The 25,598-nt window shown below is 68.1% G+C and carries 23 protein-coding genes and 1 riboswitch; of the genes, 13 read left to right on the top strand and 10 right to left on the bottom strand.

What is annotated here, in order from left to right; all coding sequences use genetic code 11:
- Window positions 1-17: 17 nt before the first annotated feature.
- Window positions 18-323: a flagellar basal body protein gene (locus AC07O8_RS17950; RefSeq protein WP_331614553.1), complete on the bottom strand. Its 306-nt coding sequence runs from the start codon at window positions 321-323 to the stop codon at window positions 18-20.
- 227 nt (window positions 324-550) lie between these two features.
- On the opposite strand from AC07O8_RS17950, the gene AC07O8_RS17945 reads away from it, so the two are divergent.
- Window positions 551-2,806, top strand: coding sequence for a TonB-dependent receptor (locus AC07O8_RS17945; RefSeq protein ID WP_495049480.1), 2,256 nt, complete (start codon window positions 551-553; stop codon window positions 2,804-2,806).
- A gap of 259 nt (window positions 2,807-3,065) precedes the next feature.
- Here the strand turns inward: AC07O8_RS17945 and AC07O8_RS17940 are convergent, their stop codons facing one another.
- Both AC07O8_RS17940 and sbcB read right to left on the bottom strand, forming a co-directional pair.
- Window positions 3,066-3,995 (bottom strand): GGDEF domain-containing protein, encoded by a 930-nt coding sequence (locus AC07O8_RS17940; protein WP_495049329.1) that lies wholly within the window; start codon window positions 3,993-3,995, stop codon window positions 3,066-3,068.
- 101 nt (window positions 3,996-4,096) lie between these two features.
- Window positions 4,097-5,554 (bottom strand): exodeoxyribonuclease I, encoded by a 1,458-nt coding sequence (gene sbcB / locus AC07O8_RS17935; RefSeq protein ID WP_495049328.1) that lies wholly within the window; start codon window positions 5,552-5,554, stop codon window positions 4,097-4,099.
- Between the two features lie 159 nt (window positions 5,555-5,713).
- On the opposite strand from sbcB, the gene AC07O8_RS17930 reads away from it, so the two are divergent.
- The 6 genes from AC07O8_RS17930 to AC07O8_RS17905 all read left to right on the top strand — a co-directional run bounded on the left by AC07O8_RS17930 (window position 5,714) and on the right by AC07O8_RS17905 (window position 12,337).
- Complete coding sequence (locus tag AC07O8_RS17930; protein WP_495049327.1) at window positions 5,714-6,613, top strand: CPBP family intramembrane glutamic endopeptidase; 900 nt, start codon at window positions 5,714-5,716, stop codon at window positions 6,611-6,613.
- A 135-nt stretch (window positions 6,614-6,748) separates the two neighbouring features.
- A complete protein-coding gene (locus AC07O8_RS17925) occupies window positions 6,749-9,220 on the top strand; it encodes a penicillin-binding protein 1A (RefSeq protein WP_495049326.1) in 2,472 nt (823 codons plus the stop codon).
- A gap of 67 nt (window positions 9,221-9,287) precedes the next feature.
- On the top strand, window positions 9,288-10,109 hold the full coding sequence (locus tag AC07O8_RS17920) for a transporter (protein WP_495049325.1): 822 nt from the start codon (window positions 9,288-9,290) through the stop codon (window positions 10,107-10,109).
- 128 nt (window positions 10,110-10,237) lie between these two features.
- Window positions 10,238-11,260 carry a ribonuclease T2 family protein gene (locus AC07O8_RS17915; protein WP_495049324.1) on the top strand — a complete coding sequence of 341 codons (1,023 nt, stop codon included), beginning with the start codon at window positions 10,238-10,240 and terminating at the stop codon, window positions 11,258-11,260.
- Window positions 11,261-11,283: 23 nt separating this feature from the next.
- Entirely contained in the window at window positions 11,284-12,039 is a 756-nt protein-coding gene (locus AC07O8_RS17910; protein WP_495049323.1) for a hypothetical protein, read from the top strand.
- 19 nt (window positions 12,040-12,058) lie between these two features.
- Entirely contained in the window at window positions 12,059-12,337 is a 279-nt protein-coding gene (locus AC07O8_RS17905) for a hypothetical protein (RefSeq protein WP_495049322.1), read from the top strand.
- Window positions 12,338-12,511: 174 nt separating this feature from the next.
- Here AC07O8_RS17905 and AC07O8_RS17900 read toward each other — a convergent pair whose 3' ends face one another.
- Complete coding sequence (locus tag AC07O8_RS17900; protein WP_495049321.1) at window positions 12,512-13,183, bottom strand: hypothetical protein; 672 nt, start codon at window positions 13,181-13,183, stop codon at window positions 12,512-12,514.
- A gap of 159 nt (window positions 13,184-13,342) precedes the next feature.
- Between AC07O8_RS17900 and AC07O8_RS17895 the strand changes: the two genes are divergently transcribed.
- The 3 genes from AC07O8_RS17895 (at window position 13,343) to AC07O8_RS17885 (ending at window position 16,129) form a co-directional block, all read left to right on the top strand.
- Window positions 13,343-14,215 (top strand): helix-turn-helix transcriptional regulator, encoded by an 873-nt coding sequence (locus AC07O8_RS17895; RefSeq protein WP_495049320.1) that lies wholly within the window; start codon window positions 13,343-13,345, stop codon window positions 14,213-14,215.
- Window positions 14,216-14,278: 63 nt separating this feature from the next.
- Window positions 14,279-14,917, top strand: coding sequence for a glutathione S-transferase family protein (locus AC07O8_RS17890; protein WP_495049319.1), 639 nt, complete (start codon window positions 14,279-14,281; stop codon window positions 14,915-14,917).
- A gap of 108 nt (window positions 14,918-15,025) precedes the next feature.
- Entirely contained in the window at window positions 15,026-16,129 is a 1,104-nt protein-coding gene (locus AC07O8_RS17885) for a potassium channel family protein (RefSeq protein WP_495049318.1), read from the top strand.
- 289 nt (window positions 16,130-16,418) lie between these two features.
- Here AC07O8_RS17885 and AC07O8_RS17880 read toward each other — a convergent pair whose 3' ends face one another.
- The 3 genes from AC07O8_RS17880 to AC07O8_RS17870 form a co-directional block, all read right to left on the bottom strand.
- Complete coding sequence (locus AC07O8_RS17880; RefSeq protein WP_495049479.1) at window positions 16,419-16,604, bottom strand: DUF3592 domain-containing protein; 186 nt, start codon at window positions 16,602-16,604, stop codon at window positions 16,419-16,421.
- A gap of 205 nt (window positions 16,605-16,809) precedes the next feature.
- The gene (locus tag AC07O8_RS17875; protein WP_495049317.1) at window positions 16,810-17,178 is read right to left on the bottom strand and encodes a hypothetical protein; all 369 of its coding nucleotides are present in this window, start codon (window positions 17,176-17,178) and stop codon (window positions 16,810-16,812) included.
- Between the two features lie 71 nt (window positions 17,179-17,249).
- Entirely contained in the window at window positions 17,250-18,371 is a 1,122-nt protein-coding gene (locus AC07O8_RS17870) for a beta-ketoacyl-ACP synthase III (protein ID WP_495049316.1), read from the bottom strand.
- 245 nt (window positions 18,372-18,616) lie between these two features.
- Between AC07O8_RS17870 and AC07O8_RS17865 the strand changes: the two genes are divergently transcribed.
- Window positions 18,617-19,594, top strand: coding sequence for a GMP reductase (locus AC07O8_RS17865; RefSeq protein WP_495049315.1), 978 nt, complete (start codon window positions 18,617-18,619; stop codon window positions 19,592-19,594).
- A 153-nt stretch (window positions 19,595-19,747) separates the two neighbouring features.
- Window positions 19,748-19,999, top strand: a riboswitch (cobalamin riboswitch).
- Between the two features lie 82 nt (window positions 20,000-20,081).
- The gene (locus AC07O8_RS17860; RefSeq protein WP_495049314.1) at window positions 20,082-21,977 is read left to right on the top strand and encodes a TonB-dependent receptor domain-containing protein; all 1,896 of its coding nucleotides are present in this window, start codon (window positions 20,082-20,084) and stop codon (window positions 21,975-21,977) included.
- A 74-nt stretch (window positions 21,978-22,051) separates the two neighbouring features.
- Here the strand turns inward: AC07O8_RS17860 and AC07O8_RS17855 are convergent, their stop codons facing one another.
- On the bottom strand, window positions 22,052-24,178 hold the full coding sequence (locus tag AC07O8_RS17855; protein WP_495049313.1) for an amidohydrolase family protein: 2,127 nt from the start codon (window positions 24,176-24,178) through the stop codon (window positions 22,052-22,054).
- Here AC07O8_RS17855 and AC07O8_RS17850 point away from each other — a divergent pair.
- A complete protein-coding gene (locus AC07O8_RS17850; protein ID WP_495049312.1) occupies window positions 24,177-24,407 on the top strand; it encodes a hypothetical protein in 231 nt (76 codons plus the stop codon). The genes AC07O8_RS17855 and AC07O8_RS17850 overlap by 2 nt on opposite strands.
- Window positions 24,408-24,425: 18 nt before the next feature.
- On the opposite strand, the gene AC07O8_RS17845 is transcribed toward AC07O8_RS17850, so the two are convergent.
- Together AC07O8_RS17845 and AC07O8_RS17840 are read right to left on the bottom strand one after the other, a co-directional pair.
- Window positions 24,426-25,049, bottom strand: coding sequence for a phosphohydrolase (locus AC07O8_RS17845; RefSeq protein ID WP_495049311.1), 624 nt, complete (start codon window positions 25,047-25,049; stop codon window positions 24,426-24,428).
- Window positions 25,050-25,093: 44 nt separating this feature from the next.
- Entirely contained in the window at window positions 25,094-25,561 is a 468-nt protein-coding gene (locus tag AC07O8_RS17840) for a hypothetical protein (RefSeq protein ID WP_297529972.1), read from the bottom strand.
- Between the last annotated feature and the right edge of the window lie 37 nt (window positions 25,562-25,598).

The raw sequence follows: 25,598 nt of genomic DNA, 5'->3' as shown, positions 1-25,598 counted from the left end.
TCATTGGGAGCGAAAGATCAGACGTGGATGTCGAGCAGCGCGCCCTCGGCCCGGATCTGCGTCTGCAGCACCCGCAGGTTGCCGACGAAGGCATAGGTCGCCGACTTCTGTTCGACGATGTCCGCCGCGAGGTCGGCGCCCGGTTCCGGCAGCTTCTCGACCTTGGTCGTGACGCCGTTGCCGTCCTCGGCCGTCTGGGCCTCGATCCGCTCTCGGCGGTAGCCCGGCGTGGCGGCGTTGGCGACGTTGTTCGCCGAGGCGCGCAGGCGCTCGTTGGCGGCGGACATGCCGGACAAGGCGGTCGACAGGCTGACGTTGGACATGGCGTTTTTCCCAGGTTCCCGGCCTCAAGCGACCAGGTATCCCGCCGTCATCGGCACTTCCTGGGCGATCTTTAGAAAAGAAATTGAAATTCCCGCTTTTTCTGTCGATCGACGATCCGTCCAGCGCACAACACCTGTTGCTGATCCGCCGACCTCCTCCTTTCGGGTCGGGTTGACGAGAGGGATGTCCAGATAATGAGAGTAATTCTTATCTGCGAACCTTTCTCATCGTGACGCCTTCCGCTGCCTTCCGACCTGTCTTTGCGCCGCTGGCGCTTGCCCTGACCGCCGCCGTCCACGGCGGCGCCTTCGCCCAGGCGGTGCCGCCCCCGCCAGAAGCCGCGGCCTCGTCGGCCTCGGCGGCCGCCACGACCCAGTTGCAGAAGGTCGTCGTCGAAGCCAGCGCGGACGCCTCGCGCGGCGGCCTGATCAAGTCCTACGCCGGCGGCCAGGTGGCGCGCGGCGGCCGGGTCGGCCTGCTGGGCAACCAGGACCTCATGAGCACGCCGTTCAGCACGACGGCCTACACCAACGAGTTGATCCAGAACACGCAGGCCCACAGCGTCGGCGACGTGCTCCTGAACGACCCCGGCGTGCGCGTCGCGCGCGGCTTCGGCAATTTCCAGGAAAGCTACTTCATCCGCGGCTTCATCCTGAACTCCGACAGCGTCGCCTACAACGGCCTGTACGGCCTGCTGCCGCGCCAGTACATCTCGGCGGAACTGTTCGAACGCGTCGAGGTGCTGCGCGGCGCCTCGGCCTTCCTCAACGGCTCCACGCCCAACAGCGACGCCATCGGCGGCTCGATCAACCTGCTGCCCAAGCGCGCGCCCAGCCAGCCGCTGACGCAGATGACGGTGGGCACCGCCAGCGGCGGGCAGACCATCCTTGCGGTGGACGTCGCCCGGCGCTTCGGCCCGGACAACGCCACTGGGGTGCGTGTCAACCTGGCCTCGCGCGCGGGCGACACCAGCGTGGACAAGGAAAGCGTCAACCTCGGCATGGCCTCGGTCGGCCTGGACTGGCGCAGCCGCGATGTGCGCCTGTCCGCCGATGTCGGTTACCAGGACCACAAGCTCAAGCGCACCCGCACCAATGTCACGCTGGGCGCGACCGCGACGGCGGTGCCGACGGCGCCGGACAGCGAGTCCAACTGGGCGCAGCCGTGGACCTATTCGAACGAGCGCGACCTGTTCGGCACGCTGCGCGGCGAGGTCGATCTGGACCGCTGGCTCGGCACCGGCTGGACCGCGTGGTTCGCTGCCGGCGCGCGCAGCAGCGACGAGGCCAATTCGCTGGCCAACCTGACGCTGACCAACAGCACGACCGGCGCGGGCACGACCTCCCGCTTCGACAACACCCGCGAGGACCGCGTCCGCACCGGCGAGGTCGGCCTGCGCGGCCTGCTGACCACCGGGCCGGTGAAGCATGAGCTGGTGGTGTCGGCGAACGCCTTCCGGCTGGACAAGCGCGCCGCCTTCGGCGTCTCCACGACGACCGCCACGCCGCGCCTGATCCCGACCAACCTCTACGGCGAGGGTTCGGCGCCGCTGCCGGCGTTGATCTCGATCAGCAACCGGCTGGAGGATCCCGCCACGACCGGCATGACCCGCCTGCGCAGCCTCGCCGTGGCCGACACGCTGGTGATGCTGGACGACTCCTTGCGCGTGACGCTGGGCGCGCGGCACCAGTCGCTGGACCTGCGGACCTACGCGTACAACACCGGCGCGCCGGGCGCGCCCTACGACCGCAGCAAGACCAGCCCGATGGGCGGCGTCGTGTTCAAGTTCAGCCAGTGGCTCTCGGTCTACGGCAACTACATCGAAGGCCTGACGCAGGGCGACTCGGCGCCCTCGACCGCGACGGCCGCGATCGGCAAGGTGCTGGATCCCTACCTGTCCAAGCAGAAGGAAGTCGGTCTGAAGGTCGACGCCGGGCGCGTGGGCGGCGGGCTGGCGTTCTTCTCGACGGCCAAGCCGCGCGGCGTGGTGACGAGCACGCTGGGCTTCGAGGCGCAGGGCGAGGACCGCCACCAGGGCATCGAGCTGACCGCCTTCGGCGAGCCGATGGCCGGGATGAAGCTGCTGGGCGGGCTGACGTGGCTGGATGCGGAGCAGATGAGCACCGGCGTCGCCACGACCGAGGGCAAGCGCGTCATCGGCGTGCCGCGCACGATGCTGAACCTCGGCACCGAATGGAACGTGCCGGGCGTGCAAGGCCTGACCCTCGATGCCCGCGTGATCGCCACCGGCAGCGTCTACGCCAACGCGACGAACACGCTGAGCGTGCCGGGTTGGGGCCGCGTGGACGTCGGCGCGCGTTACGCGATGGACGTCCGGGGTCACCTGGTCACGTTGCGGGCCCGCGTCGACAACGTCGCGGACCGCAACTACTGGGCGTCGTCGGGCGGTTTCCCGAACAGCGGTTACCTGGTGCTCGGCACGCCGCGCACGGTCAGCGTGAACGCGTCGTTCGAGTACTGAGCCAAGCCGGTCGCCCGCACCCCACGGACCGTGTCTAGTGTTCTCCCTCTCCCGCTTGCGGGAGAGGGTTGTGGGGTGAGGGGCGCGCGCAGCGCGCGCAGCGCGCGCGGTCTGGGCAGTCAGCAAGAAGGCTTGCGTACTGCCACCGCCGCTGGCCCTCACCCCCGCCCTCTCCCGCAAGCGGGAGAGGGAGTCCGATCGAGCGCCTCAAAGGGAGAGCGCTTCGACCAGCGCTGAGCCTCAAGCGCTCAACCGAGCCTCAAGCCCCCGCCAGTTCCTCGTAGCTCCCGCTCGAGATGAACACGCGGACCGAATCCCCGCCGGCGGCCTTGGCCTCGGTGCAGGCCAACTGCCCGGCGCCGAGCACCGCGTCCACGGTATCCAGCGACGTCTGCAGCTGCACCACGCCCAGGCTCGCCTTCACGCGCGCCCGGTGCAGGCCCCAGCGCAGCCGGTAGCCGGCGATGGACGAGCGGATCTTCTCCGCGACGATCTGGGCGTAATGCTGGTCGCAGTCCGGCAGCAGCACGACGAAGTGGTCGTCCTCCAGCCGCGCCACGGTGTCGGACGCGCGCACCTTGGTGATGAGCATCTGACCGAGCCCGTACAGGAAGTGGTCGGCGACCTCCGACCCCATGCCCTGGATGATCTCGCTGAACTTGTCGATGTCGACGAACAGCACCGACACCGGCTCGTGCCGGCGGCTGCCGACGTGTTCGGCGAGGCGGCGTTCGATCTCGCGGCGGTTGGCGAGTTCGGTGATGTCGTCGTGCTTGGCCGACCAGGTCGGCTGCAGCCGTTGCTGGCGGGCGGCGGTGACGTCGTCGAGGATCCACATCGCCTCGCCCGCGGGCTGTTCCCAGTGCACCGGCGTCGCCTGCAGCCGGCCCCAGAAGCGCGAGCCGTCGCGGCGGACGAACTCCACCTCCTCGTCCAGCGGCCGTCCGGCGCCGAAGGCGGTGCCGATGCGGGCCTGCAGCGCCTGATGCGCCGAGTCCGACACGACCGAGGCGCGCTGGTCGGTGCCGGTCAGGTCGGTTTCGTCCCCGTGGCCGAACAGGTGGTTGAAGTGCTCGCTGACCACCTCGAAGCGGCCGGCGGCCACGAAGGCCACGGCCAGCGGCGCCCGCACCAGCATGGCCCGCATGCGGGCGGCGTTCGGGTCGGCGGCGTCGTGTTGGGATTGCATGTCGTCTCCTGGCGTATGCCGAAGGTGTACCCGTTTTGCCCCATCCTGGAAAGCCCGGAAAGGACCCGGTTCCCGGGCCTCGTCAGCGGCTGGACACGCTTTCAGGGGGGCGGCGGGGCGATTTGCTCCGCCCAGTCGTACAAGGCGGAGAGGATGTCGCTGGCGCGTTCGTCTTCCGACTCCTCGGCGGTCTGGGCCAGGGTGTCGATGCGTTCGAAAAAGGCTTCCAGCGTCTGCGCCCCGCCCTCGCCCAGGTGCAGGCGGGCGGCGCGGTGGTGCTCCCAGCGCGCCTGCTCGTCCGCCGTCAGGCTGTCGGGGAAGTTGCGCGCGCGGTAGCGGAACAGGATCTCGTCCAGCCGGCCGTCCTCGAAGGCGACCTTGCCCTGTGCGACGCGGTCGGCCAGCGCCTCGGGCGACAGGCCGCGCAGGCGTTCCAGCGTCCGACGGTCCTCGTTAGAGACGAAGCCGCCGTACAGGTCCTCGTCGACATCCACGCCGCCCTCGCCCGCCGGACGCTGGAACACCTGCGGCCAGAGCCGCGACAGCTCTCCGCCGCGCGCCGCCAGCGTCTGCGCATGCGCCTGACCCTGCGCCAGATCCAGGCCCCAGCGGGCCGCCATCTCGGGCGACAGGATCTTCATCGACGAGATCACGATCGGCGACTTGTTGACGTGGATCGTCTTGATCGGCAGCCGCGTCACGCCCTCAGGCAGCAGCTCCTGCTTCGTGTACATGCGCAGGCGGATCGCCTCGGCGTCCAGCGCCAGCAGCTCCGCCGGATCGCTGCCCAGGTCCCAGACGATCAGTTCGTTCTTGTTGGTCGGATGCGGCGCCAGCGGCCAGACCAGCGCGATGCAGCCGCGCTCCGTGCCGTACATGCCCGAGACATGCAGGAAGGGCCGGTTCGTGCCGATCTCGGCCCAGACCGCGTCCTTGCGGCGCAGCTTCAGGCAGAAGTCCCACAGCCGCGGCTGCTTCTCCTTGATCAGGCGCGCCAGCGCGATCGTCGCGCGCACGTCCGACAGCGCATCGTGCGCCGCCTCGTGGGCCAGGCCGTTGGCGGCGGTCAGGTGCTCCAGCTTGAAGGACGGGCGGCCGTCCTCGTGCTTCGGCCACTCGATGCCTTCCGGCCGCAGCGCATAGGCGCAGCGCACGACGTCCAGCAGGTCCCAGCGCCCGCAGTCGTTCTGCCATTCGCGACCGTAGGGATCGATCAGGTTGCGCCAGAACAGGAAACGCGTGACCTCGTCGTCGAAACGGATCGTGTTGTAGCCCAGCCCGACGGTGCCGGGACGCGACAGCTCGGCATGGATGTCGGCGGCGAAGCGGTGTTCGGCCAGCCCCTGCTCGGCGCAGGTCTGCGGGAGGATGCCGGTCAGCAGGCAGGACTCCGGATCGGGCAGCGAATCGGTGGGCGGCTGGCAATACACCATCAGCGGATCGCCGATCTCGTTCAGGTCCGCATCGGTGCGGATGCCGGCGAACTGCGCCGGCCGGTCGCGGCGCGGCACGCGTCCGAAGGTCTCGTAGTCGTGCCAGTAGAAAGTCATCTCGTGCATGGGGCGGGACGATACCTCAGCGAGGCGGCGAGGCAGAGGAAGCGCCAGGCCATGGCGCCTGCGCCAGGCCCCTTGGAGGAAGACGGTCCGCTTCGCGGATACTGCGGCGCGATTGCCTCCTGACAACCCGACTCCGCCCCTTACCCCGCCCTCACCCCGATGCCGCTCAGCCACCTGCTCCTGTGCCTGTCGATCGCCGCGACCCTGCTGCCGGTGCGCGCCCCCTGGCCCTGGCTGTCCCTGCTGATCATGGCGGTCACCGCCGGGCTGGTGCACGGGCAACTCACGATCGTCGCGATGGTGCCCGTGGCCGCGCTGGCCGCCCTGGCCTGGATGGCGATCGAGGCCCGGCACCGCCCGCGTCGCGAGGCGGTGCTGATGCTGCTGATGCTGGTGATCGGCTTCGCGCTGGCGCTGCACCTGCTGCCGGGGTTCCTGAATCCGACCTACCTGACCACAAGCTCCGACGCCCGGCCGCCGACGCTCAAGTACCTGAACTTCGACAAGGGCGTCGCCGGCATGCTGATGCTGGCGGTATTGGCCTCGCAGCAGCGGCGCCGGTCCGAGGGCCGTTACGAAGGCCGTTCAGAAGGCCTGTTGCCGATGCCTTCGCCCGGCACGGCGGGCCTGCCCGGTTGGGCGCTCTGGGCGGTGCTGGTCGCGACGCTCGCCCTGCCCTGGCTCGCGGCCGCGATCGGCGGCCTCGGCCGCCCCACGCTGCGCTGGCCCGACAACGCCGGGCTGTTCCTGGCGGCCAACCTGTTCCTGACCTGCGTGGCCGAGGAGGTGGCCTTCCGCGGCGTCATCCAGGGCCTGCTGGCACGCCGCCTGGGCAGCGACCTGCGCACGATGAACGGCTGGCTGCCGATCCTGCTGGCCGCCCTGCTCTTCGGCCTGGCCCACGCGGCTGGCGGGACCGCCTACGTCGCGCTGGCGATGCTGGCCGGACTCGGCTACGGCCTGGCCTACGCGCTGTCCGGTCGCATCGAGGTGGCCATCCTGCTGCACTTCGCGCTCAACGCCCTGGTCTTCCTGACCTTGAACCTCGGGCACGGTTGATGCCCTGACCGCCGATTTCCACCCTTGTGGGTCGGCGGTGTGTCTTATGTGTACGGATTGTTGCCGTGCGCACCGAGCCCGGGACAGCCCCGGATGTCTGACGATAATCCGCCGACCTGAACTCGTGCGCCCCGCATGCAGCAGATTGCTCAATTCGCCCGCAAGGTCGCCCATACCGTGGCCGGCTTCTTCCTCGCGCTCTGGCGCCGCACCGCGCCGATGCGGGAGTCGCTGCGCCAGCTGCCCACGTGGAAACGCATCGCCGTGTGGACCGGCGCCGGCGTGCTGGCCGTGGTGCTGCTGGCGGCCGGCGCGGCGGCCGTCATCTGGCCGGGCCTGCCCGACCTCGACCGCCTGACCGACTACAACCCCAAGCAGCCCCTGCGCGTCTACTCGGAGGACGGCCAGCTGCTCGCCGAGTACGGCACCGAGCGCCGCAGCTACCTGCCGCTGGAGAAGATCCCCAAGCAGATGCAGCTGGCGCTGCTGGCCGTCGAGGACACCAACTTCTACGACCACCAGGGCGTCTACGTGCCGGGGATGCTGCGGGCGTTCTGGGTCAACCTGTTCTCGTCCTCGCGCAGCCAGGGGGCGTCGACGATCACGCAGCAGCTGGCGCGCGACCTCTACCTGACGAAGAAGAAGCTCTACACCCGCAAGATCGTCGAGATCCTGCTGGCCTTCAAGATCGAGAGCCAGCTGTCCAAGGACAAGATCCTCGAGGTCTACATGAACCAGATCTATCTGGGTCAGCGGGCCTACGGCTTCGAGGCGGCGGCGCAGGCCTACTTCGGCAAGTCGCTGAAGGACCTGTCGATCGCGGAGACGGCGATGCTGGCGGGCCTGCCGCAGAGCCCCTACCGCGCCAATCCCATCACCAACCTGAAGCTGGCCCAGCGCCGCCAGGCGACGGTGCTGATGCGCATGGTGGACGTCGGCATGATCACGCCGGAGCAGGCGAAGCAGGCGCGCGAGGAACCGCTGAAGCTGCGCAGCGTGCAGGACCAGCGCCTGCCCTACGGCCAGTACGCGACGGAGATGGTCCGTCAGGTGGTGCACGCCCAGTACGGCGAGGACGCCTACAACCGCGGCCTGCGCGTGACGACGACGCTGCGCATGGACGACCAGGTCGCCGCGTACAAGGCGCTGCGCCGCACGCTGATGGACTACGAGCGCCGCAAGGCCTGGCGCGGTCCGGAGGGAGACGTGGACCTGCCCGACGGCATGGACGCCCAGGAGCAGGATGCCGCGATCTCGCAGGTCTTCAACGAGCATCCGGACAACGACGACCTGCGCACGGCGGTCGTCACGCAGGTCGCGAACAACAAGCTCCAGGCGAGCCTGTCCGACGGCGACGACATCGAGATCACGGGCGAAGGCCTGCGCTCGGTGCAGTCGGCGCTGTCGCCCAAGGCCAAGGCCGACCTGCGCATCCAGCGCGGCTCCATCATCCGCGTGCTGCGCGGCGCGCCGACCAAGGCGTTCCCCAAGGGAGCGTGGGTGGTGACGCAGTCGCCGGAGGCCGAGGGCGCGCTGGTCTCGGTCGAGCCCGACACCGGCAAGATCCTGGCGCTGGTGGGCGGTTTCGACTTCAACCGCAACCAGTTCAACCATGCGACGCAGGCCTGGCGGCAGCCGGGGTCCAGCTTCAAGCCCTTCCTCTACTCCGGCGCGATGGAGATCGGCGCGAGCCCGGCGACGCTGGTCGACGACGCGCCGATCTCGGTCGGCGACTGGAACCCGCGCAACTCCGACGGCAATTTCGACGGCCCGATGACGCTGCGCCAGGCGCTGGCCAAGTCCAAGAACATGGTCACGATCCGGGTGCTGGAGCAGCTCACGCCGGCGCGCGGCCGCACCTGGGCCGGCAAGTTCGGCCTCGACGTCGACAAGCAGCCCGAGAACCTGACGCTGGCGCTGGGATCGGGCTCGGTGACGCCGCTGCAGATGGCGAGCGCGTATTCGGTCTTCGCCAACGGCGGTTATCTGCTCAAGCCGCTGCTGGTGACCAAGATCGTGGACGCGCAGAACCAGGTGCTGTTCCAGGCCGAGCCGGAGAAGCTCACCGACGACCGCCGCGCGATCAGCGAGCGCAATGCCTTCATCACCGGCTCACTGCTGCGCGAGGTGGCGATCCGCGGCACGGCCTACAAGGCGAGCGCGTCGCTCAAGCGCTACGACCTGTACGGCAAGACCGGCACGACCAACGACGCGGTGGACGCCTGGTTCGCGGGCTTCCAGCGGCGCGTGGCGACGGTGGTGTGGATCGGTTACGACCAGCCGCGCAGCCTGGGTGCGGGCGAGTCGGGCGGCGGCGTCGCGCTACCGGCCTGGATCGAGTACATGCAGGTCGCGCTGAAGGACATCAAGCCGTCCGAGATCGAGCCGCCCAAGGACGGCGGGCTGGTGCAGGAGGAAGGCCCCTTCGGTCCCGACTGGGTCTTCAGCGAGTACGCGGGCGCCGCGGGACTGAAGACGATCGGGCCGATGCCGCCGCCCTTGCCGGCCGCGGAAGCGGCGTCGGGCGCGGCCTCGGGGCCCGCGACCGGTGCCTCCGGCGTGCCGCCGTCGTGGTGGATGGGCGGCGAACGCAGCGGCGGTCAATGACCGGATCGACAGCCATGACGACAACACGGATCATGGCCTCGACATCCTGATTCGGAGGGAGCTTGCGATGAACACCGTTTTCCTGTCCGGAGGCTCGCTGGCGGGCCTTCTTTTCGCCGCCCTCTCGGCGTTGTCGGCACCCGCCCTTGCGGCGGACGGGCCGGACGACGCGATCGAACCGGACCAGCCCGGCCTCGTCGAATCGAGCAGCACGGTGGGCAAGGGACGCGCGCTGCTGGAGACGGGGCTCGGCTATCAACGCGACAAGAGCGACGGCGTGCGCAGCCGGCTGTGGTCGACGCCGACGCTGCTGCGCTTCGGCTTCGCCGAGGACTGGGAGTTCCGCGTGGAGACCGACGGCTACCAGCGCCTGCGGGCGTCGGACGGCGGCGGCACGGTGAAGGCCAGCGGCTGGGCCGACACGGCGCTCGGCGTGAAGTGGCACGTGCAGGACGGCGACGGCGAGCGCAACACGCCGGGGCTGGCCTGGCTGCTCAACGTGGACATGGACAGCGGCTCGTCGGCCTTCCGGGGTCACGGCTTGCGTCCGTCGCTGCGCCTGACGTCGGAATGGGACCTGCCGCACGACTGGTCGGCCGGCCTGATCGGCGGGCTCTACCGCGACAGCCGCGACGACGGCAAGCACTTCGTCGGCGGCATCCTCGGCGCCTCGCTGGGCTGGCCGATCGCCGAATCGTGGAAAGGCTACGTCGAGGTCGCGGGCGATCAGCTCGCGTCCAAGCGCAACGGCGGGCGCAGCATCTCGGCGGGCACCGGCGTCACCTGGCTGGTCGACCGCAAGCTGCAGCTGGACGCGTCGATCAACCGCGGCCTGACGAAGCAGACGGCGGATTGGGTGCTGGGCGTCGGGATCTCGATCGGCTTCTGACGCGGACGTCGGCCAGAACTTGGCCAGACGTTAGCCGGACCTTGGCAGGCTGTTAGCCACGGGCTAATTCCCCCGAGCGCGCGGATGACGTACAAAGCCGGCTGTCCTGACAGCACTGACTGACTCCCATGCGCCTTGCCCTCCGAATCGCCGCCCTGTCGCTGGTGATCAGCGTCCTGCCCTCGGCCTGGGCCGATCCCGCGAGCGGCACCTTCACCGCCTCGCGGGCCTGCGAGGCGTTCCAGTCTTTCAGGAAGAGCACCAACCCGGACGGCGCGAAGCTGGCGCCGGGGACGGGCTACACGATACTGGAATCGCACAACGCGGGCTGGACCCGCGTGCAGGTGCCGGGCGCCCGACCGCCGGAGCGCTGGGTGCAGAACGACTGCGGCGCGGCCGCGGGCGGTGGTGCTCCGTCGACGTCGACGTCGACCTCCCCCGGCACGCGCGCTCCAACGGCCGACACCGCGGCGGCGAACAGCGGTCAAGGCATGTGCAAGACGCCGGACCAGTACGACAGCTTCGTGCTGGCGATGTCGTGGCAGCCCGGCTTCTGCGAATGGACGGCGGGCGGGCGGCGGGGCAAGCCCGAGTGCGAGGCGATGGAGGACGGCAAGCTCAAGGTGACCAACCTGACGCTGCACGGCCTGTGGCCCAACCGGCAACAGTGCGGGATCAGCTACGGCGATTGCGGCAACGCGCCGATGACCCTGTCGAAGGAGACGGTCGCCTACATCGGTCCGTGGATGCCGAATTTCCTGTACGAGAAGGGATTCGGCGAGCACGAATGGCGCAAGCACGGCACCTGCCAGACGACGCTGAATCCCGACGCGTATTTCCGCCGCGCGGTTGACCTGGTGAAGCAGTTCAACGATTCGGGCGTCGGCAAGTACATCCGGCAGAACATCGGCGGCGCGATCTCGCGCAACACCTTCTACGAGAAGCTGCAGGCCGAGACCGGCAGCGACGCGTACCGCGACAGCGTGAAGCTGATGTGCTCGGGCCAGTACCTCACCGAGATCCAGGTGAAGCTGCCGCGCGATTACAAGGCCGGGGGAACGCTGAAGCAGCTGCTGGGCGATCAGCCGAGCGGCAGCGGCGGCGGCACCTGCCGCCGGGATGAGATCAGGATCGAGGCGAGCGGGCGGTGAGCGCGACAGGCCCGGAGCGCGCAGTGATCTCGAAACGCGCGATGTGCCACTTGAAGCCGGGTTTGCTGGCGGTCTTGACGACGGCCCTCGCGATGGCGTCGGCGCACGCCGTCGAGGTGGACGGCCAGAAGCCGCTCTCCTGCGATCGGGTCTTGCAAGCGAATGCGCCGATCGACGCGAACGGCCGGCGTGTTTCGGGCGAGATCACCGTCGAGGCGCGTTTCGTGCGCGGTCGTGTGGACAGCGTCGATTTCCTGGCTGGGCGGGCCGACCTGCTGCTGGCGGCGCAGAGCCGGCTGCGGGAGCTGCGCTGCGAGAAGCTCGACGAAACGCGCACGCTGCGGATGACGCTCGTGTTCTCGGGCACGACCCCGAGCGCCTTGCCGGAATTGGCGCCGGGCAGCGAGGGCGTGGCGGCCCGCAATGCCTTCCTCCGCGAGCACTTCCCGACGCGTGTCGACGCGCTGCTTGCCCTGCCCGCCCTCGATTTCGCCGCCTACCGGGAGGTCGCCATCCTGGACGACGTGCAGGTCGAGCTCGACTCGGAAGCCCAGCTGTATGCCGGCGTGTTCAAGGTCAAGCTGTTGTTCCTGCTCAACCTGGACGGCACGGCGTCCGACTTCCTGGTCATCTCGGACGCGCCGAGCGCCTTCCACAAGCTCTGCATCGCGGCCACGAAGCGCTCGCGCTTCGCTCCGGCGAGCTACGCCGGATTGCCGATCGTCTCGCTCGTGGAGCGGGAGTTCGTGTTCAACATGGACGATGGCCTGGACATCTGAGCGTCCCGCTGGTGAATCCATGATCGTTGAAGCCCTGGTCGAATTCTTCATCCAGCCGATCGTCGAGATCGTGATCCAGCTCGCCGGCTTCGGCACGGCCTGGCTGCTGCTGCCGGTACTGACGCTGGGGCGCTTCCGGGTCGAGCCCAGTACCAACGGCGGGTTCGTCAAACCGGGTTTCGGGCGGATCGTGAAGCAGCCCGGCGGCTTCTATCTGGTGGAGGCGGAGCTGGGGTCCCTGTTCGGAATGATGCTGTGGGTGGCCATCGGCGTCGTCATCTGGCTGGTGAAATCCTGATCGGCGCGTCTCGGGGCGACTTGTATGCTCCGCGTCCAATAAAACGATCCAGGGAGCGAGGCATGGCCGCGGCCATTGAACCGTCTTCTCTGACAGCCATCGGGCGGCGTCCCGATCGGAATCCTGGCGGACGGATGCGAGTCACCCGCCGACGGCGATGCGGGTCGCGACGCCTCACTTCTTCAGGCAACTCGCGAACGGCGGCGCCTCGCCGGGCTGCTTCGCGCAGATGCGCACCGGCGACATCGCGCTGAGGCGCTGCTGCAGCAGCGCACGATCGGGATGCGGGGGCGTGCTCGTCGGCTCGCCGCGCTCCGACCATTGGATCGTGTACATGTTCTTGTCGCCCTTGTAGACGGCCAGGATCGTGAACTCGCTGGTCGGCGACTTGTCGTTCGTCATCGTGTGCGTGCCGCAGCCGATGATCAGGATGTAGCCGTCATGTCCGGTCTCGATGCGGCCTTCGAGCATGCGGGCGCCCATGAAGCTCGTCGGACAGGCCTGCTTGAAGCCCGCGGCGACGTTCATCGCATAACCCGCGGCGGTCGCGTTCGGCGCGAGCGCGGCGTCCTTCACCGCCGTCAGGAGGAAGCGTTGCGTCCATCGACCATCGACGGGATCGCCGGCGAGCACCATCGAGCGCATGTACAACGGGCCGTCGGTCTTCTCCACCTGCGGCTTGAAGCCCGGCGGGAGCTGCTGCACGAAGATCTCGTCGAAGATCGGCGTGGAGGCCGTCAGCGGCGGGAAGGTGCCCGGCTCCGGCGAGGCGGCGGAAGCGACCGCTGTCAGCGCGGCGAGCGAGCAGATCGTGGCAGAGGCGAAATGGCGGGTGATCGAGTTCATCGTGGAATTGGAGCATGAACGGGCACGCGGACACGGCGCCCGCGCGGGCCGCCCGCTGCGCCCGCGCTTGATCGGATCGGCACCAAACCTGATCGCCGCCGCACCGTCGGCGTGAAGTGCGCCCGCTAGGATCGATTCATCTCTTCAAGAGGAGTCGATGTGAAGCCGAGCACGATCCAGCCGCCCGACGGCGCCACGCTTGCGCGCGAGCTGTACCTCCGCCCCGGCGTCGGCGTCGCGGCGCACGTGCTGCAAGGCCGCGGCTTGCAAATCCTGCGGATGCGAGTCGACCTGCCCGCGCTGATCCTCGTCGACCGGGGCATCAAGACGGTCAAGCCCGCGCGTGGAGCCGGCGTCCGGGCCCAACCCGGGCAGGCGCTGCTGCTGAGCGGCAACCAGACCGTCGACTTCACGAACCTCGTCGTCCAGGGCTCGCAATACGAAGCGCGCTGGCTCCTCTTCGACGCCGGGTTGCTCGACGATCCTTTCTACGCCGCACGCGTCGCGCAGCTGGATCGTTCGGGAATCCGGCCATCTCCGGCGCGTCTGCTGTCGAAAGTTCGGCCGGGACTGGCCGATGCCTTCGAGCGCGCCAGGCAGGCGCTCTCGCCGGCCCTCGCCTTGCCCGATGCCATCGCCCGCCAACGCGTGTTGGAGGTAATGCACTGGCTGCTGGAAGACGGTGTCGTGCTGCAATCCGCGCCCGTCGATGCCAGCGTCTCCATTGGCGTGCGCGCGCTGATCGCCGGTCGCTTGGACGAGGACTGGACGACCGCTCGCGTCGCCGCCGCGCTGGCGATGTCCGAGGCCACGCTGCGGCGCCGGCTGGTCGCCGAAGGCGCCTCGATGACGACCTTGATCGTCGACGCCCGCATGGCCTCCGCGTTGACGCTGCTTCAGGCCACCACGCAGCCCGTGTCCGAGATCGCGCGCGCTGTGGGCTACGACTCTCCCTCGCGCTTCGCCGTGCGCTTCCGCGAGCGCTTCGGTTTCGCGCCGACGTCCGTCCGCGGCCACGAGCGCGCGGCCTGACGCCTCGTTCTGCATCGCCTCGCTCGGAGGCTTCAACGAATTCAACGACGCCAACGCAACGCCATGATCACCCTCCACCACCTCGGCCATTCCCAATCGGAACGCATCCTCTGGCTCTGCGAAGAGTTGGGCATTCCCTACGAGCTCAAGCGCTACGCGCGCGACGCTGTGACGCGGCTATCGCCGCCCGAGCTCAAGGCACTGCATCCTCTCGGCGCCGCGCCGCTGATCGAGGACGGCGACCTGCTACTCGCGGAGTCCGCCGCGATCGTCGAGTACCTCATCGCCAGGCACGGCAACGGGCGGTTGAAACCCGACGCAGAGCATCCGGACTTCGCATCGTTCCTCTACTGGTTCCACTTCGCCAACGGCAATCTGCAGCCGGTAATGCTGCGACGGATGACGCTGGGACGCGCGTTGCCAGCCGATCATCCGGTCCTGGCGGCGACACAAGAGCGCCTCGACAAGGTCCTCGCACTCGTCGAGGAGCGGCTCGGTCAGGCGCGCTATTTCGCGGGCGACGAGTTCACGGCGGCGGACATCATGAGCGTGTTCTCGCTCACCACGATGCGGCTGTTCCTGCCGATCGATCTGGCGCCGTATCCGAGCATCCGAGCGTATCTGCAGCGCATCGGCGAGAGGCCTGCTTACCAGTTGGCCATGGCGAAGGGAGATCCGGATCTGACGACACAGTTGACCTAGTGGCGGAGCTTGGATGTTGCTGAGGCGACACGTCACGAGGGGTCGGCATCGATTCCCCTTTTTCGATGGGCAGCTTCTACACTTTCGGCCAAAACAAGGGAGGAATTGATGGCCGAAGAAGAGACTCCACTCTCACTATCCACAAGACCCGTCTCGCCACACCCCAAGGGTCCTCTCACGACCAAGTTGGGGAGACGGGTGGAACGCGCCTCATACCTTGACCTCCTGGTTGCAGCGTCATTCGTATTGATATTCGCGGCGACGTACTACAGCGTGGCGCCGCCTTCTCATTCGTTGATCGCGAACGGCGCACCGACCAGCCCGACTTTTTTTAACGCGCTGTACTTCAGCCTAGTGACATTCACAACGCTTGGCTACGGAGATCTCTCCCCAATTGGATTTGGAAGAGTCATCGCCACGTGCGTGGCGATGTCCGGCCTGGTGCTGACAGCGCTTCTAGTCGGAAAATTCGCGTCCGAGCGACAGCAGTCAACGCTTCTACTGCTCTACACAAGTGACGCCCAGAGAAGGCTGGAGGGATTCGCCACACAGCTCGAAGAATTGAGAACAAAGGCTGAAGACGACTTCAAAAGAAAGAATCTAAATCAATTGCGTGAGTCAACAAAGAGCCTTGCCAGCCTTCTCGAAGCCGCGTTCAACTACTTGTTGTTCAATGCAAGCCAAGCGCGCCTGATCGAATTCGGCAACACAAGTGCTTTGAATTCCGTCTACTTTCAATTTCGACAGATTCAACAGCTTTGCATTCGAATTCACACTGAACAGCTACGGGACCTGACCGTCAGCGACCGCACGTTCTCCATCACGACTCGCCTTGCTGGGATGATGGCAATCGTCTTGAAATTCCACCAGCTGCGCCCGCTTCACCAGTCATACAACAGCCAGGTTTTGCAATGGGTGGCCAAAACCTTCGGACGCTCGGCCAGCGTCTCAACGGTTGAGCTCAAAAGCAGCGCACCTCTATCGATTGCGAGATCGATGGAGGAGGCCTCTGCGGCACTTGTGCAATGGGCAGCGACACACTTAACCGAGACTCGCTTAGAGCAGGTGTTCAGACATATGCCAACTGGGGCACCTGCTTCGTGGCCCAAAGATATGCACAAGTCTGTAGCCAAACAACTGAACATCTCAAACTCACTGGCAGCAAAAGGTATCAAGGAGCTGGTTGAACGAAAGTGGCTTCCGAAAAAATGAAGGCAACCCGCATACTTAATCAAAGCCTGCTTCGATCAAGACTGAACACTGCGATCGACTTAGTCTAATTCTCAAGCTTCTGCAAGAAGGTCTGCTCATGTAATGGAGACTCGATGCTTAGGTGCGTTCCGCTCTGGCGTTCGAAGAATCCATATACCAAGCGCGCAGCACATTGATTGGCCACAACGGGCCAGCAAAGCTCAGCGCACATATCAGGATGGAAGTGAAGATTGCGCCAGTTCCCGAGCCACCGCAAAAATGGCACCGAGTGGGAAGTGGCTCGCGGGTCTTAGTGGATGTCCATCTGCGCGCCCACAGGGAAGTGATCTAGTCTGGACTCAACGTCTGACCGACTCGTGCAAGGACTGACACCAAACCCCAGTTCATTGTTCCTGAAGCGGTGGCCTTGCACCTCGTAGGCGTACGCGACGCGCAGCGAGTACCGGGAGCCAAACCGATTCGCACAACCTGGCATCAAGTACACCTGCTCCACGGTGGCATGTGTCGATTTCCAGTCCCTGCTGGAAACCTGGGCCACGCACATGTCTATGCCCTGGCGCGCCGCTGCCCTTCCGATGAACAAGCAAACTGCGAATGAGCTCACGATCAGCAGCCAGGGCAACCGCCGATCGCATGCCTGGAGAAGAAGGCGCTTCAGCCGCACCACCCTCCCCGTCCGCTCAGTCCCAATCCTTCATCGCGTGGTAGATCACCCAGCCCGCCGCGATCGTCCCGATCGGGAAAGCCAGCAACAGCGGCAGCACAATCGCGACGCTGACCCCGCGCGACCAGGGCACGCGGCGTGCGCTCACGCGCGACAGCCAGATGTGCCCCAGCGAGAACGCCAGCAGGAACAGCCAGACGATCACCAGGCCCTCGGAGAGCGTGCCGTTCCGGATCTTCGTCAGCAGGCCGATGGTCAGCATCGCCGTCGTCAGGAGATACAGGACCCCGATGATCATGTGCATGGACGACACCCGCGAACTCGGATGCGGCGGCCCGCGCCAGGTCCTGTCGGCCAGGCTCTCAGTCTGGTCTGCCAATGGCATTCAATCCTCCCTCGATATCCTCGAACGTGCGCCCGCCTTTGCCGGCGGGTCGCCCTCCTCCTGCGCCTTGATCAGCGCTTCTTGACGATCACGCTCCCCACCGAGTACCCCGCCCCGAACGAGCAGATCACCCCCAGGTCGCCCTGCTTGAGGTTGGCGCGGTGCTCGTGGAACGCGATCACCGAACCGGCCGACGCCGTGTTCGCATACGTGTCCAGGATCAGCGGCGCGATCTCCGCGCCGGCTTCGCCGCCGACCAGCTTCTTGATCACCAGCTGGTTCATGCCCAGGTTGGCCTGGTGCAGCCAGTAGCGGCTGACGTCGGTCGGCTGGATGTGCAGCGACGCCAGGTGGTTCTCGATGTGCGCCGCGGCGATCGGCACCACTTCCTTGAAGACCTTGCGGCCCTCCTGGCGGAAGGTCTTGTCGCGCGCCTCGGGATCGCTGTCCTCGGCCTTGTTCATGAAGCCGAAGTTGTTGCGGATGTTGTTGGAGAACTGCGTCGCCAGCTTGGTGCCCAGGATCTCCCACTGCTCCGGCGCCGTCGCCAGGTCGGCGCGCTCCACGACGATGGCCGTGCACACGTCGCCGAAGATGAAGTGGCAGTCGCGGTCCTTCCATTCCAGATGCGCGGACGTGATCTCCGGATTCACGATCAGCACGCACTTCGACGCGCCCGAGCGCACCGCGTTGTACGCCTGCTCCAGCGCGAAGGTCGCCGACGAGCACGCCACGTTCATGTCGAAGCCGTAGCCGCCCGCGCCCAGCGCCTGCTGGATCTCCACCGCCATCGCGGGATATGCGCGCTGCATGTTCGCCGCCGAGCAGAACACCGCGTCCACGTCCTCGGGCTGCCTGCCCGCGGCCGCCAGCGCCTTGCGCGACGCGTCGACCGCGATCTCCGCCATCAGCGACAACTGGTCGTCCGCCCGTTCCTCGAAGCGCGGGTACATGCGCGTCGGGTCCAGCACGCCGTCCTTCTCGATCACGTAGCGCTGCTTGATGCCCGAGGCCTTCTCGATGAACTCCACGTTGGAGTGCACCAGCGCCTCGCGCGTGCCGGCGGCGATCGCCTCGGCGTGCTCGGCGTTCTGCAGGTCCACGTAGCGGTTGAACGAGTCCACCAGCTCGGCGTTGGTGATGACGTGCGGGGGCTGGTAGAGCCCGGTGCCGCTGATGACGACGGAATGCATGTGGCTGGTCTTCGGATGTCGCCCGTTGAAGGGCCAAGGGGGCGAAGTTTAGCGAACTGCGCCCAAAAGCCCCTGATCGATGCATGCTGCACCGCAGCGCGGCAGCGGCGCCCCGCAGCACGCGTAGAATGGGTCACCGGGCCCAAATTTTGGGACCCGGTTTTTTTTGGCCGGGTCCCAAGTCAAGCGCTCGCAGCCCAGGGCGTGCACTGCATCAACGCAGCCCGACTTTGCGACTTTGGACCATGGAAATCTTCGACTACGACAACATCCTGCTGCTGCCGCGCAAGTGCCGCGTCAACAGCCGCAGCGAGTGCGACACCTCCGTCGAGTTCGGCCCCCGCCGCTTCAAGCTGCCGGCGGTGCCCGCGAACATGAAGACGGTCGTCGACGAGTCCATCACCGAATGGCTGGCCGCCAACGGCTACTTCTACGTGATGCACCGCTTCGACCTGGACGCCGTCGCCTTCGCCCGCACGATGCGCGACAAGGGCCTGCTGGTCTCCCTCAGCGCCGGCGTCAAGGACGCGGACTACGCCATCATCGACCGCCTCGCCGCCGAAGGCGTCGGCGCCGACTACATCACCATCGACATCGCCCACGGCCACGCCGACGCCGTGCAGCGCATGATCGCCCACATCAAGCACAAGCTGCCTGACACCTTCGTCATCGCCGGCAACGTCGGCACGCCCGAAGGCGTCATCGACCTCGAGAACTGGGGCGCCGACGCGACCAAGGTCGGCATCGGTCCGGGCAAGGTCTGCATCACGCGGCTGAAGACCGGTTTCGGCACCGGCGGCTGGCAGTTGTCGGCGTTGAAGTGGTGCGCCCGCGTCGCGACCAAGCCCATCATTGCCGACGGCGGCATCCGCCATCACGGCGACATTGCCAAGAGCGTGCGCTTCGGCGCCGCGATGGTGATGATCGGCTCGCTCTTCGCGGGTCATGAGGAGTCGCCCGGCAACACCGTCGAGGTCGACGGCAAGCGCTACAAGGAGTACTACGGCTCCGCGTCCGACTTCAACAAGGGCGAGTACAAGCACGTCGAAGGCAAGCGCATCCTCGAGCCCGTGAAGGGCCACCTGGCCGACACGCTGCGCGAGATGGAGGAGGACCTGCAGAGCTCCATCTCCTACGCCGGCGGCCGTGCCCTCGGCGATCTGCGCAAGGTGAACTACGTGGTCCTGGGCGGCGAGAACGCCGGCGAACACCTGTTCATGTAAGCCAAAGGCCAGCAGTCAGCCCGCAGGCCCAAGGCCCAAGGCCCGCGGACAGCGAGTGCTGCTGGGGCCGGAATGATGCTGGAGGTTCCCGGAGGGAGGCCTCCTGCATCGTGGAGAGCCCGCGCCAGACGACTCGAAGTCGAGAGGCCTCCCGTTATGATCCGCCCCGTTGGTGCTCGCGCCCGGCCTTCCGCCGGAGCAGTTCAACGGGAATCAGGAGGGGCTGCACCCACGCGGTCGTGGCCCCAACCTGAGCTGCCCCCGCAACGGTAAGCGGAAGGCGCGCCGCTTCTGAACGCAGAGGGTGCGCGGCTCGTGTCTGAGACCACTGGACGGTCGTCCGGGAAGGCAACACGGGTTCATTCTTCCGACAGCCCGGATACCGGCCAACAGGCGGATCGTCGCCGTGCTTCCAGGAGCATGGCGCGTCCATTCCGCATGCGGCCGCGGGGAAGCGGCCGTCTGCCGCTGCTCATCCGATTCCGACATGCAAGCCTCTTCTCCCCGCGCCACGCTGCGCGCTGTCGCCCGTGCTTCGGCGACCGCGCTGGTCGCCCTGCCCGCCCTGTCCTTCGCTCCGTCGAACGCCTTCGCGCAGTCCTCCCTAGATCCTGTCATCGTCATCGGCACCCGCGAGGCACAGCCCCTCAGCAAGAGCGTGGCCGACGTGGTCCTGATCGACGCCGACACGCTGCGCAACAGCGGCGCGAGCAGCGTGGCCGACGTGCTGCGCCGCTACGCCGGCGTGCAACTGGCGTCCAACGGCGGCCCGGGCCAGACCACGGGCTACTTCCTGCGTGGCGCCAACACGAGCTCGACCGTGGTCATGATCGACGGCGTGCGCGTGGGCTCCGCGACGCTGGGCCAGGCGGCTTTCGAATCGATGAGCCTGGCCAGCATCGAGCGCATCGAGGTGCTGCGCGGTCCCGCCTCCGGCCTGTACGGCACGGACGCGGTCGGCGGCGTGATCCAGATCGTCACGAAGAAGGGCCAGGGCGCGCTGAACGTCACCGGCGGCCTGGCCGTCGGCGACTACAGCTCGCGTCAGGGCGACTTCGGTGTCAGCGGGTCGCAGGCCGGTTTCGACTACGCCGCCAGCATCAGCCGCGAAACCAGCGACGGCACGACCGCCGTGCGCGGCGATCGCGGCAGCCCCTCCTACAACCCGGACGACGACGGCTACCACCGCACGGTCGCGACCGCACGTCTGGGATTCACCCCCGCCGAAGGCCACCGCATCGGCGTCAGCGCGACGCAGAGCCGCCTCAACGCGCAGTACGACAGCTACGAGTTCGGCCCGCCGGCCGACCCGTCGGGCGACTATCGCAACCGGCTCAAGACGCGCGAAGTCGCGGTCGACTACCGCGGCACGCTGTCGCCGATCTGGACCACGACGCTGCAGGTGGCGCACGGCACCGATGACTCCGTGACCGGCCTGGCCGACGCCGGCCGCTTCAAGACCACGCGCGATCAGGCCACCTGGCAGAACGCGCTGCGCATCGCGCCGGACCAGCAGGTGGTGCTGGCCTACGAGCGCCTCGAGGAGAAGGCGGACGGCGTCACCGACGGCACGCTCAAGCGCACCAACAACGCCTACATCGCCGGCTACAGCGGCCTGTTCGGCCGGGCGGCGCTTGAAGCCAACCTGCGCCGGGACGACAACTCGCTCTACGGCAACAACACGACGGGCAGCCTCGGCGGCAGCTACGCGCTGAGCTCGACGCTGAAGGTCCGCGCGCTGGCCGGCAAGACCTTCCGCGCGCCGACCTTCAACGACACCGATTTTCCCTTCTACGGCCATCACGACATCCGTCCTGAGAAGGGCCGCAGCGCGGAGTTGGGACTGAACTGGCGCTCGGGCGCGAGTAGCGCCTCGGCGACGGTCTATCGCAACAAGGTCAAGGACCTGATCGTGTACACCCCCGATGCGACGCTGTGCCCGGCGAACGACGACTTCGCCTTCGGCTGCGCCGCCAACGTCGGCAAGGCCACGCTGAAGGGCGCGACGCTGACCGGCGCGCACCGCCTGGGCAACTGGAACTTCGCCGCCAACGTCGACTTCCTCGATGCGAAGAACGACGAGACCGACGCGCGCCTGATCCGTCGCGCGGCGCATCAGGAAAGCGTCTCCGTCGACTACGACACCGGCGCGTGGAGCGCCGGCGCGACGGTGACCGACATCGGCAAGCGCCTGGACACGGCGGGCAACCTGGGCGGCTACGCGCTGCTGGACCTGCGCGCGACCTGGCGCTTCCTGCCGCAATGGCGCCTGGAAGCCAAGGTCCTCAACGCCGCCGACCGCGACGTGGAGCCGGTCTACTCGTACCAGGGCCTGGGCCGTCAAGCCTGGATCGGCGTGCGCTACGACATGAAGGGCTTCTGAGCCCGCGGGCCGCGCGGGCAGAACGTTCGCGCGGCCCCCCGAGCGCAGCGCTCGCGGTTCGGGGCCTCATCCCCTCACTTCGCCATTCCCATCGCCGCCTCCAGCTGCGCCGGATCGAACACCCGGCCCGCCTTGATCGTCTTCACGACCTGCCGCAGCGCGGCGATGTCCTTCAGCGGATCGCCGTCCAGCAGCACCATGTCGGCCTGCCGGCCCGCCGCGATCTCGCCGCGCTGGCCGGCCACGCCCAGCACCTGCGCCGGCGTCAGCGTCGCCAGGCGCAGCACCTCGGCGTTGGGAATGCCGGCGCGCACGTAGAGCGCCAGCTCGCGGTGCAGCGTGTAGCCCGCGAACGCGTCCGTGCCCGGCATCAGCGTCACGCCGCCGTCGTGCAGCCGCTTGACCAGCTGCAGCAGGCGCGGCAAGGCCTGCCGATACGCTTCCTCCTTGCCCGGCGGCACCGCCACCGCGCCGGACAGCAGCCGGCGCCGCACGATCGGCGGGAAGCGCTCGACCAGGCCCTGCAGCGCCGCCGGCGGCTCGCCCGGCGCGCCCGAGTACAGCCCCTCCAGGATCGCCACCGTCGGGTCGAGCACCGTGTGCCGACGTCGCATTTCCGCGATGAAGCCCGTCACCGGCGCGCTGTCGAGGTCCAGTTGCAGCAGCTTCTCCGCCATCACCGTGTAGCGGTCCTTGCCGCGCGTGTCGGCGACCTCGGGGAAGAAATTCAGCACGATGAAGTTCAGGTGCTGGATCTCGTCCGCGCCGGCATCGATGAACTGCTCCGCCCGCATGAACGCCGGCACGTGGCCGCTGACGCGCAAACCGCGCGCATGCGCCATGTCGGCGATCGGACGCACCAGCTCCGGCTTGAAGGACGAATAGAGCTTGATCTGCGCGTAGCCGCGGTCGGCATACCAGTCGACCGCCTTGCGCGCCTGCTCGACCGTCTCGACGCGCACGTCGGTCGGGGCGGCCAGCGGACCGACGCCCTCGACGATGCCGGCCTTCACCACGCGCGGACCGAGCTCGGTGCCGGCGTCGAAGCGCTGCACGCGCTCGATCAGCGCGACGTTGTCGTTGGCCATGTCGCGCGCGCTGGTCACGCCCGCGATCAGGTCGAAGACCCCGTCCGTGCCGGAGAAATGCTGGTGCACGTCCCACAGCCCCGGCATCAGGAAACGTCCGGCCGCGTCGATGACCTCGGTGCCGGCCGGCGCCGGCAAGGCGTCGTCGGGCTCGACGCGCACGATGAAGCCGCCGCGCACCAGCACCCGCATGTCCTCGCGCGCGACCAGGTCGCGCGGCTCGAACACCCGCGCATGGCGGATCACCAAGTCGCCCTGCGGCACGTGTGTCAGCCGCTTCGCCAGGTCCGCGGACCAGCGCTTGTCCGCATCGCGCTGCGCGGCCGTCAGGCGCGCCAGCGCCGGCAGGTCGCGCGCTTCCAGCACCTCGAACCAGTCGTCGACCACGGCGGCGGTCTGCTGGCGCTCGTCCAGCCACACGGCCACCGGCGTGAAGTCGATGCCGGAGATCTGATGCAGCGTCAGCCGGCGCCCGCCCGCCACGATCGTCGGACCCTTCGTGAGCGTCGCCTCGCCGGCCGGCAGCAGGGTCAGGCGTTGCCCCGGCGCCTTCAGCAGCGCGCGGGCCAGTACGCCGGTGAACTCCGGCGGCGCGTTGGCGGGCAGGTAGAAGGCACCGGCCTCCGGCCACGCCGCCCCGCCCTGCTCCACGCGGTTCTTCCAGGACGCCTTGCCGTCGGCACGGTCGAAGCGCTCGGTGAGCGGGACCTTCCAGTAGTCGTTGCCCTCGGCCTCGTAACGCAGCGGCAGGCCGCGCGCATCAAGCGTCCATCGCGCGCGGAGCTGGTCGCCGCGGCCGCGCTCGCTGAAGGCGTAGTCGACCATCACCTCGTCGCCCTGGCGGCTCAGCGCCTGCCGGCCGACGGTCATGCCGTGGATCCGGACCTGCGTCAGCAGCGCCTTCGCGCCCGGCAGCACCTGCGGCGCGGGCAAGGCGGCTTGCGCCGCCTGGACGTCGGCGGCGGTCGGCGCCCATTGGCGCGCCGGATCGTCATGCGCGCGGGCGACCGGCGCCCAGAGCGAGATGACCATCGCCGCGCAGACCCGCAGATGCCGGTTTCGGTGGTCCAGGACACCCAGGGCGTTCAGGACGGGGAGCAAGGAGGGTTTCATGCGTGCGTGGATCCCGTGGCCGTTGAGGGATGATCGCGCCTGTCGCCCCCCGATCGACCAGACGCCGGGGCGGGACTGCCGACAACTCCAGAAGCGTATTCCAAACCTGCCCACGAAGACCGCCCAGGCCGTCGCGAGGACCGAGCAGGTGCTGAGGGCCGCCTACCCGGAGGACCGCGCGGCCGTGCTGGCCGAGACTGCCAGGCGGTCGATCGCGCGGCACATCTGAACGGCACCAGGTGGCCGGTCAGTCCTTGAGCCGGCGCAGTTCCTCCAGGAACCGTCCCGCCGCGATGTCCGCCGGCCAGGGCTCCCACGGGGTACCGCCGTACGCGGCCTGCAGCGGATCCTCCGCCAGCACCGGATGCGTGATGCCCAGGACCTCGCGCACCTCGCGCTCGGACCAGCCCGTGCAGCGCACGGCCTCGGTCGCGGCGGCGATGCTGTCGGCGCGCTTGTGCGTCGCGTGCGTGTCGGGCGTCCACGCGGGCAACCGGTAACGGACCGCGATCGCCGCCATCAGTCGGTCGCCGACGATGCGGAACGGCTCGCCCAGCACGCGCTTGAGCGGCGAGATGCAGTCGAAGCCAAGGAAACCTTCCTCGGCGTCGTGCAGGAGTTCGGCCCGCTGGAGCGCCGCGGACAGCGGGGCGCCGTCCTCTTGCGCCCATCGGCGGCGCAGCGCGAGCACCAGCAGCGAATGCTGCGCCACCGACAGCGGCCAGGGCCAGATGGACTCGCCGCCCCAGCGGTAGGTGCGGGCCAGGCGCAGCGCCAGGTCCTCGTCGGTCCAGGCGTCGGGGGACGGATTGATCAGGTCGAGCGCCGCCCCGGAGGGCAGGCGGATCCAGGCGCGGGGGCTGTCGGTCATGAACCGACTGTAGCGAGCGCCTTGGCGCCCGCTGTCAGCAGCGCTCAGTCCATCTGCTCGCGCAGGGCCTTGGCCTTGGCGCGATAGAACTTCGCCGAAGCGGCGTTGCCCGCCTTCTCGAAACGGTCCGCGACCGACGTGGCGGCCTTGGCGGCTTCGTCGAAGGCCTGGATGAAGACCTGGCGGTCTTCGCTGGGCACGAGCTTGCCCTGCTCGAAGCGGCCGGCCATGTAGCCCTGGTCGGGAATGTCGACGACGCCCAGCGCGAGTTCACCCTTGGCGACGCGGCCGAGGAACATGCGCTTCACGGCGGCGCCCTGCTGCTCCTTGAGCACGCCCAGGCCGTCGGCCCGGTCGGCGGCGCAGGCGCCGTCCCAGCGCGCGGAGCCCGCGGCCCAGCCGTCCGGCAGCGTGGCCACGTTGCAGGCGGCCAGCGTGGGCTGGCAGGCGGCGGTCATCACCAGGCCCGACAGGGCCAGCAGGCGGAAAGCGGAGATCAGGCGGAGCTTCATGACGACGAGTATCCACGCAGCGCCGCACGCCGGTGGG

This window comes from Roseateles sp. GW821-FHT09G09, assembly GCF_059415965.1.
This window is presented reverse-complemented; position numbering and strand designations above follow the sequence as displayed.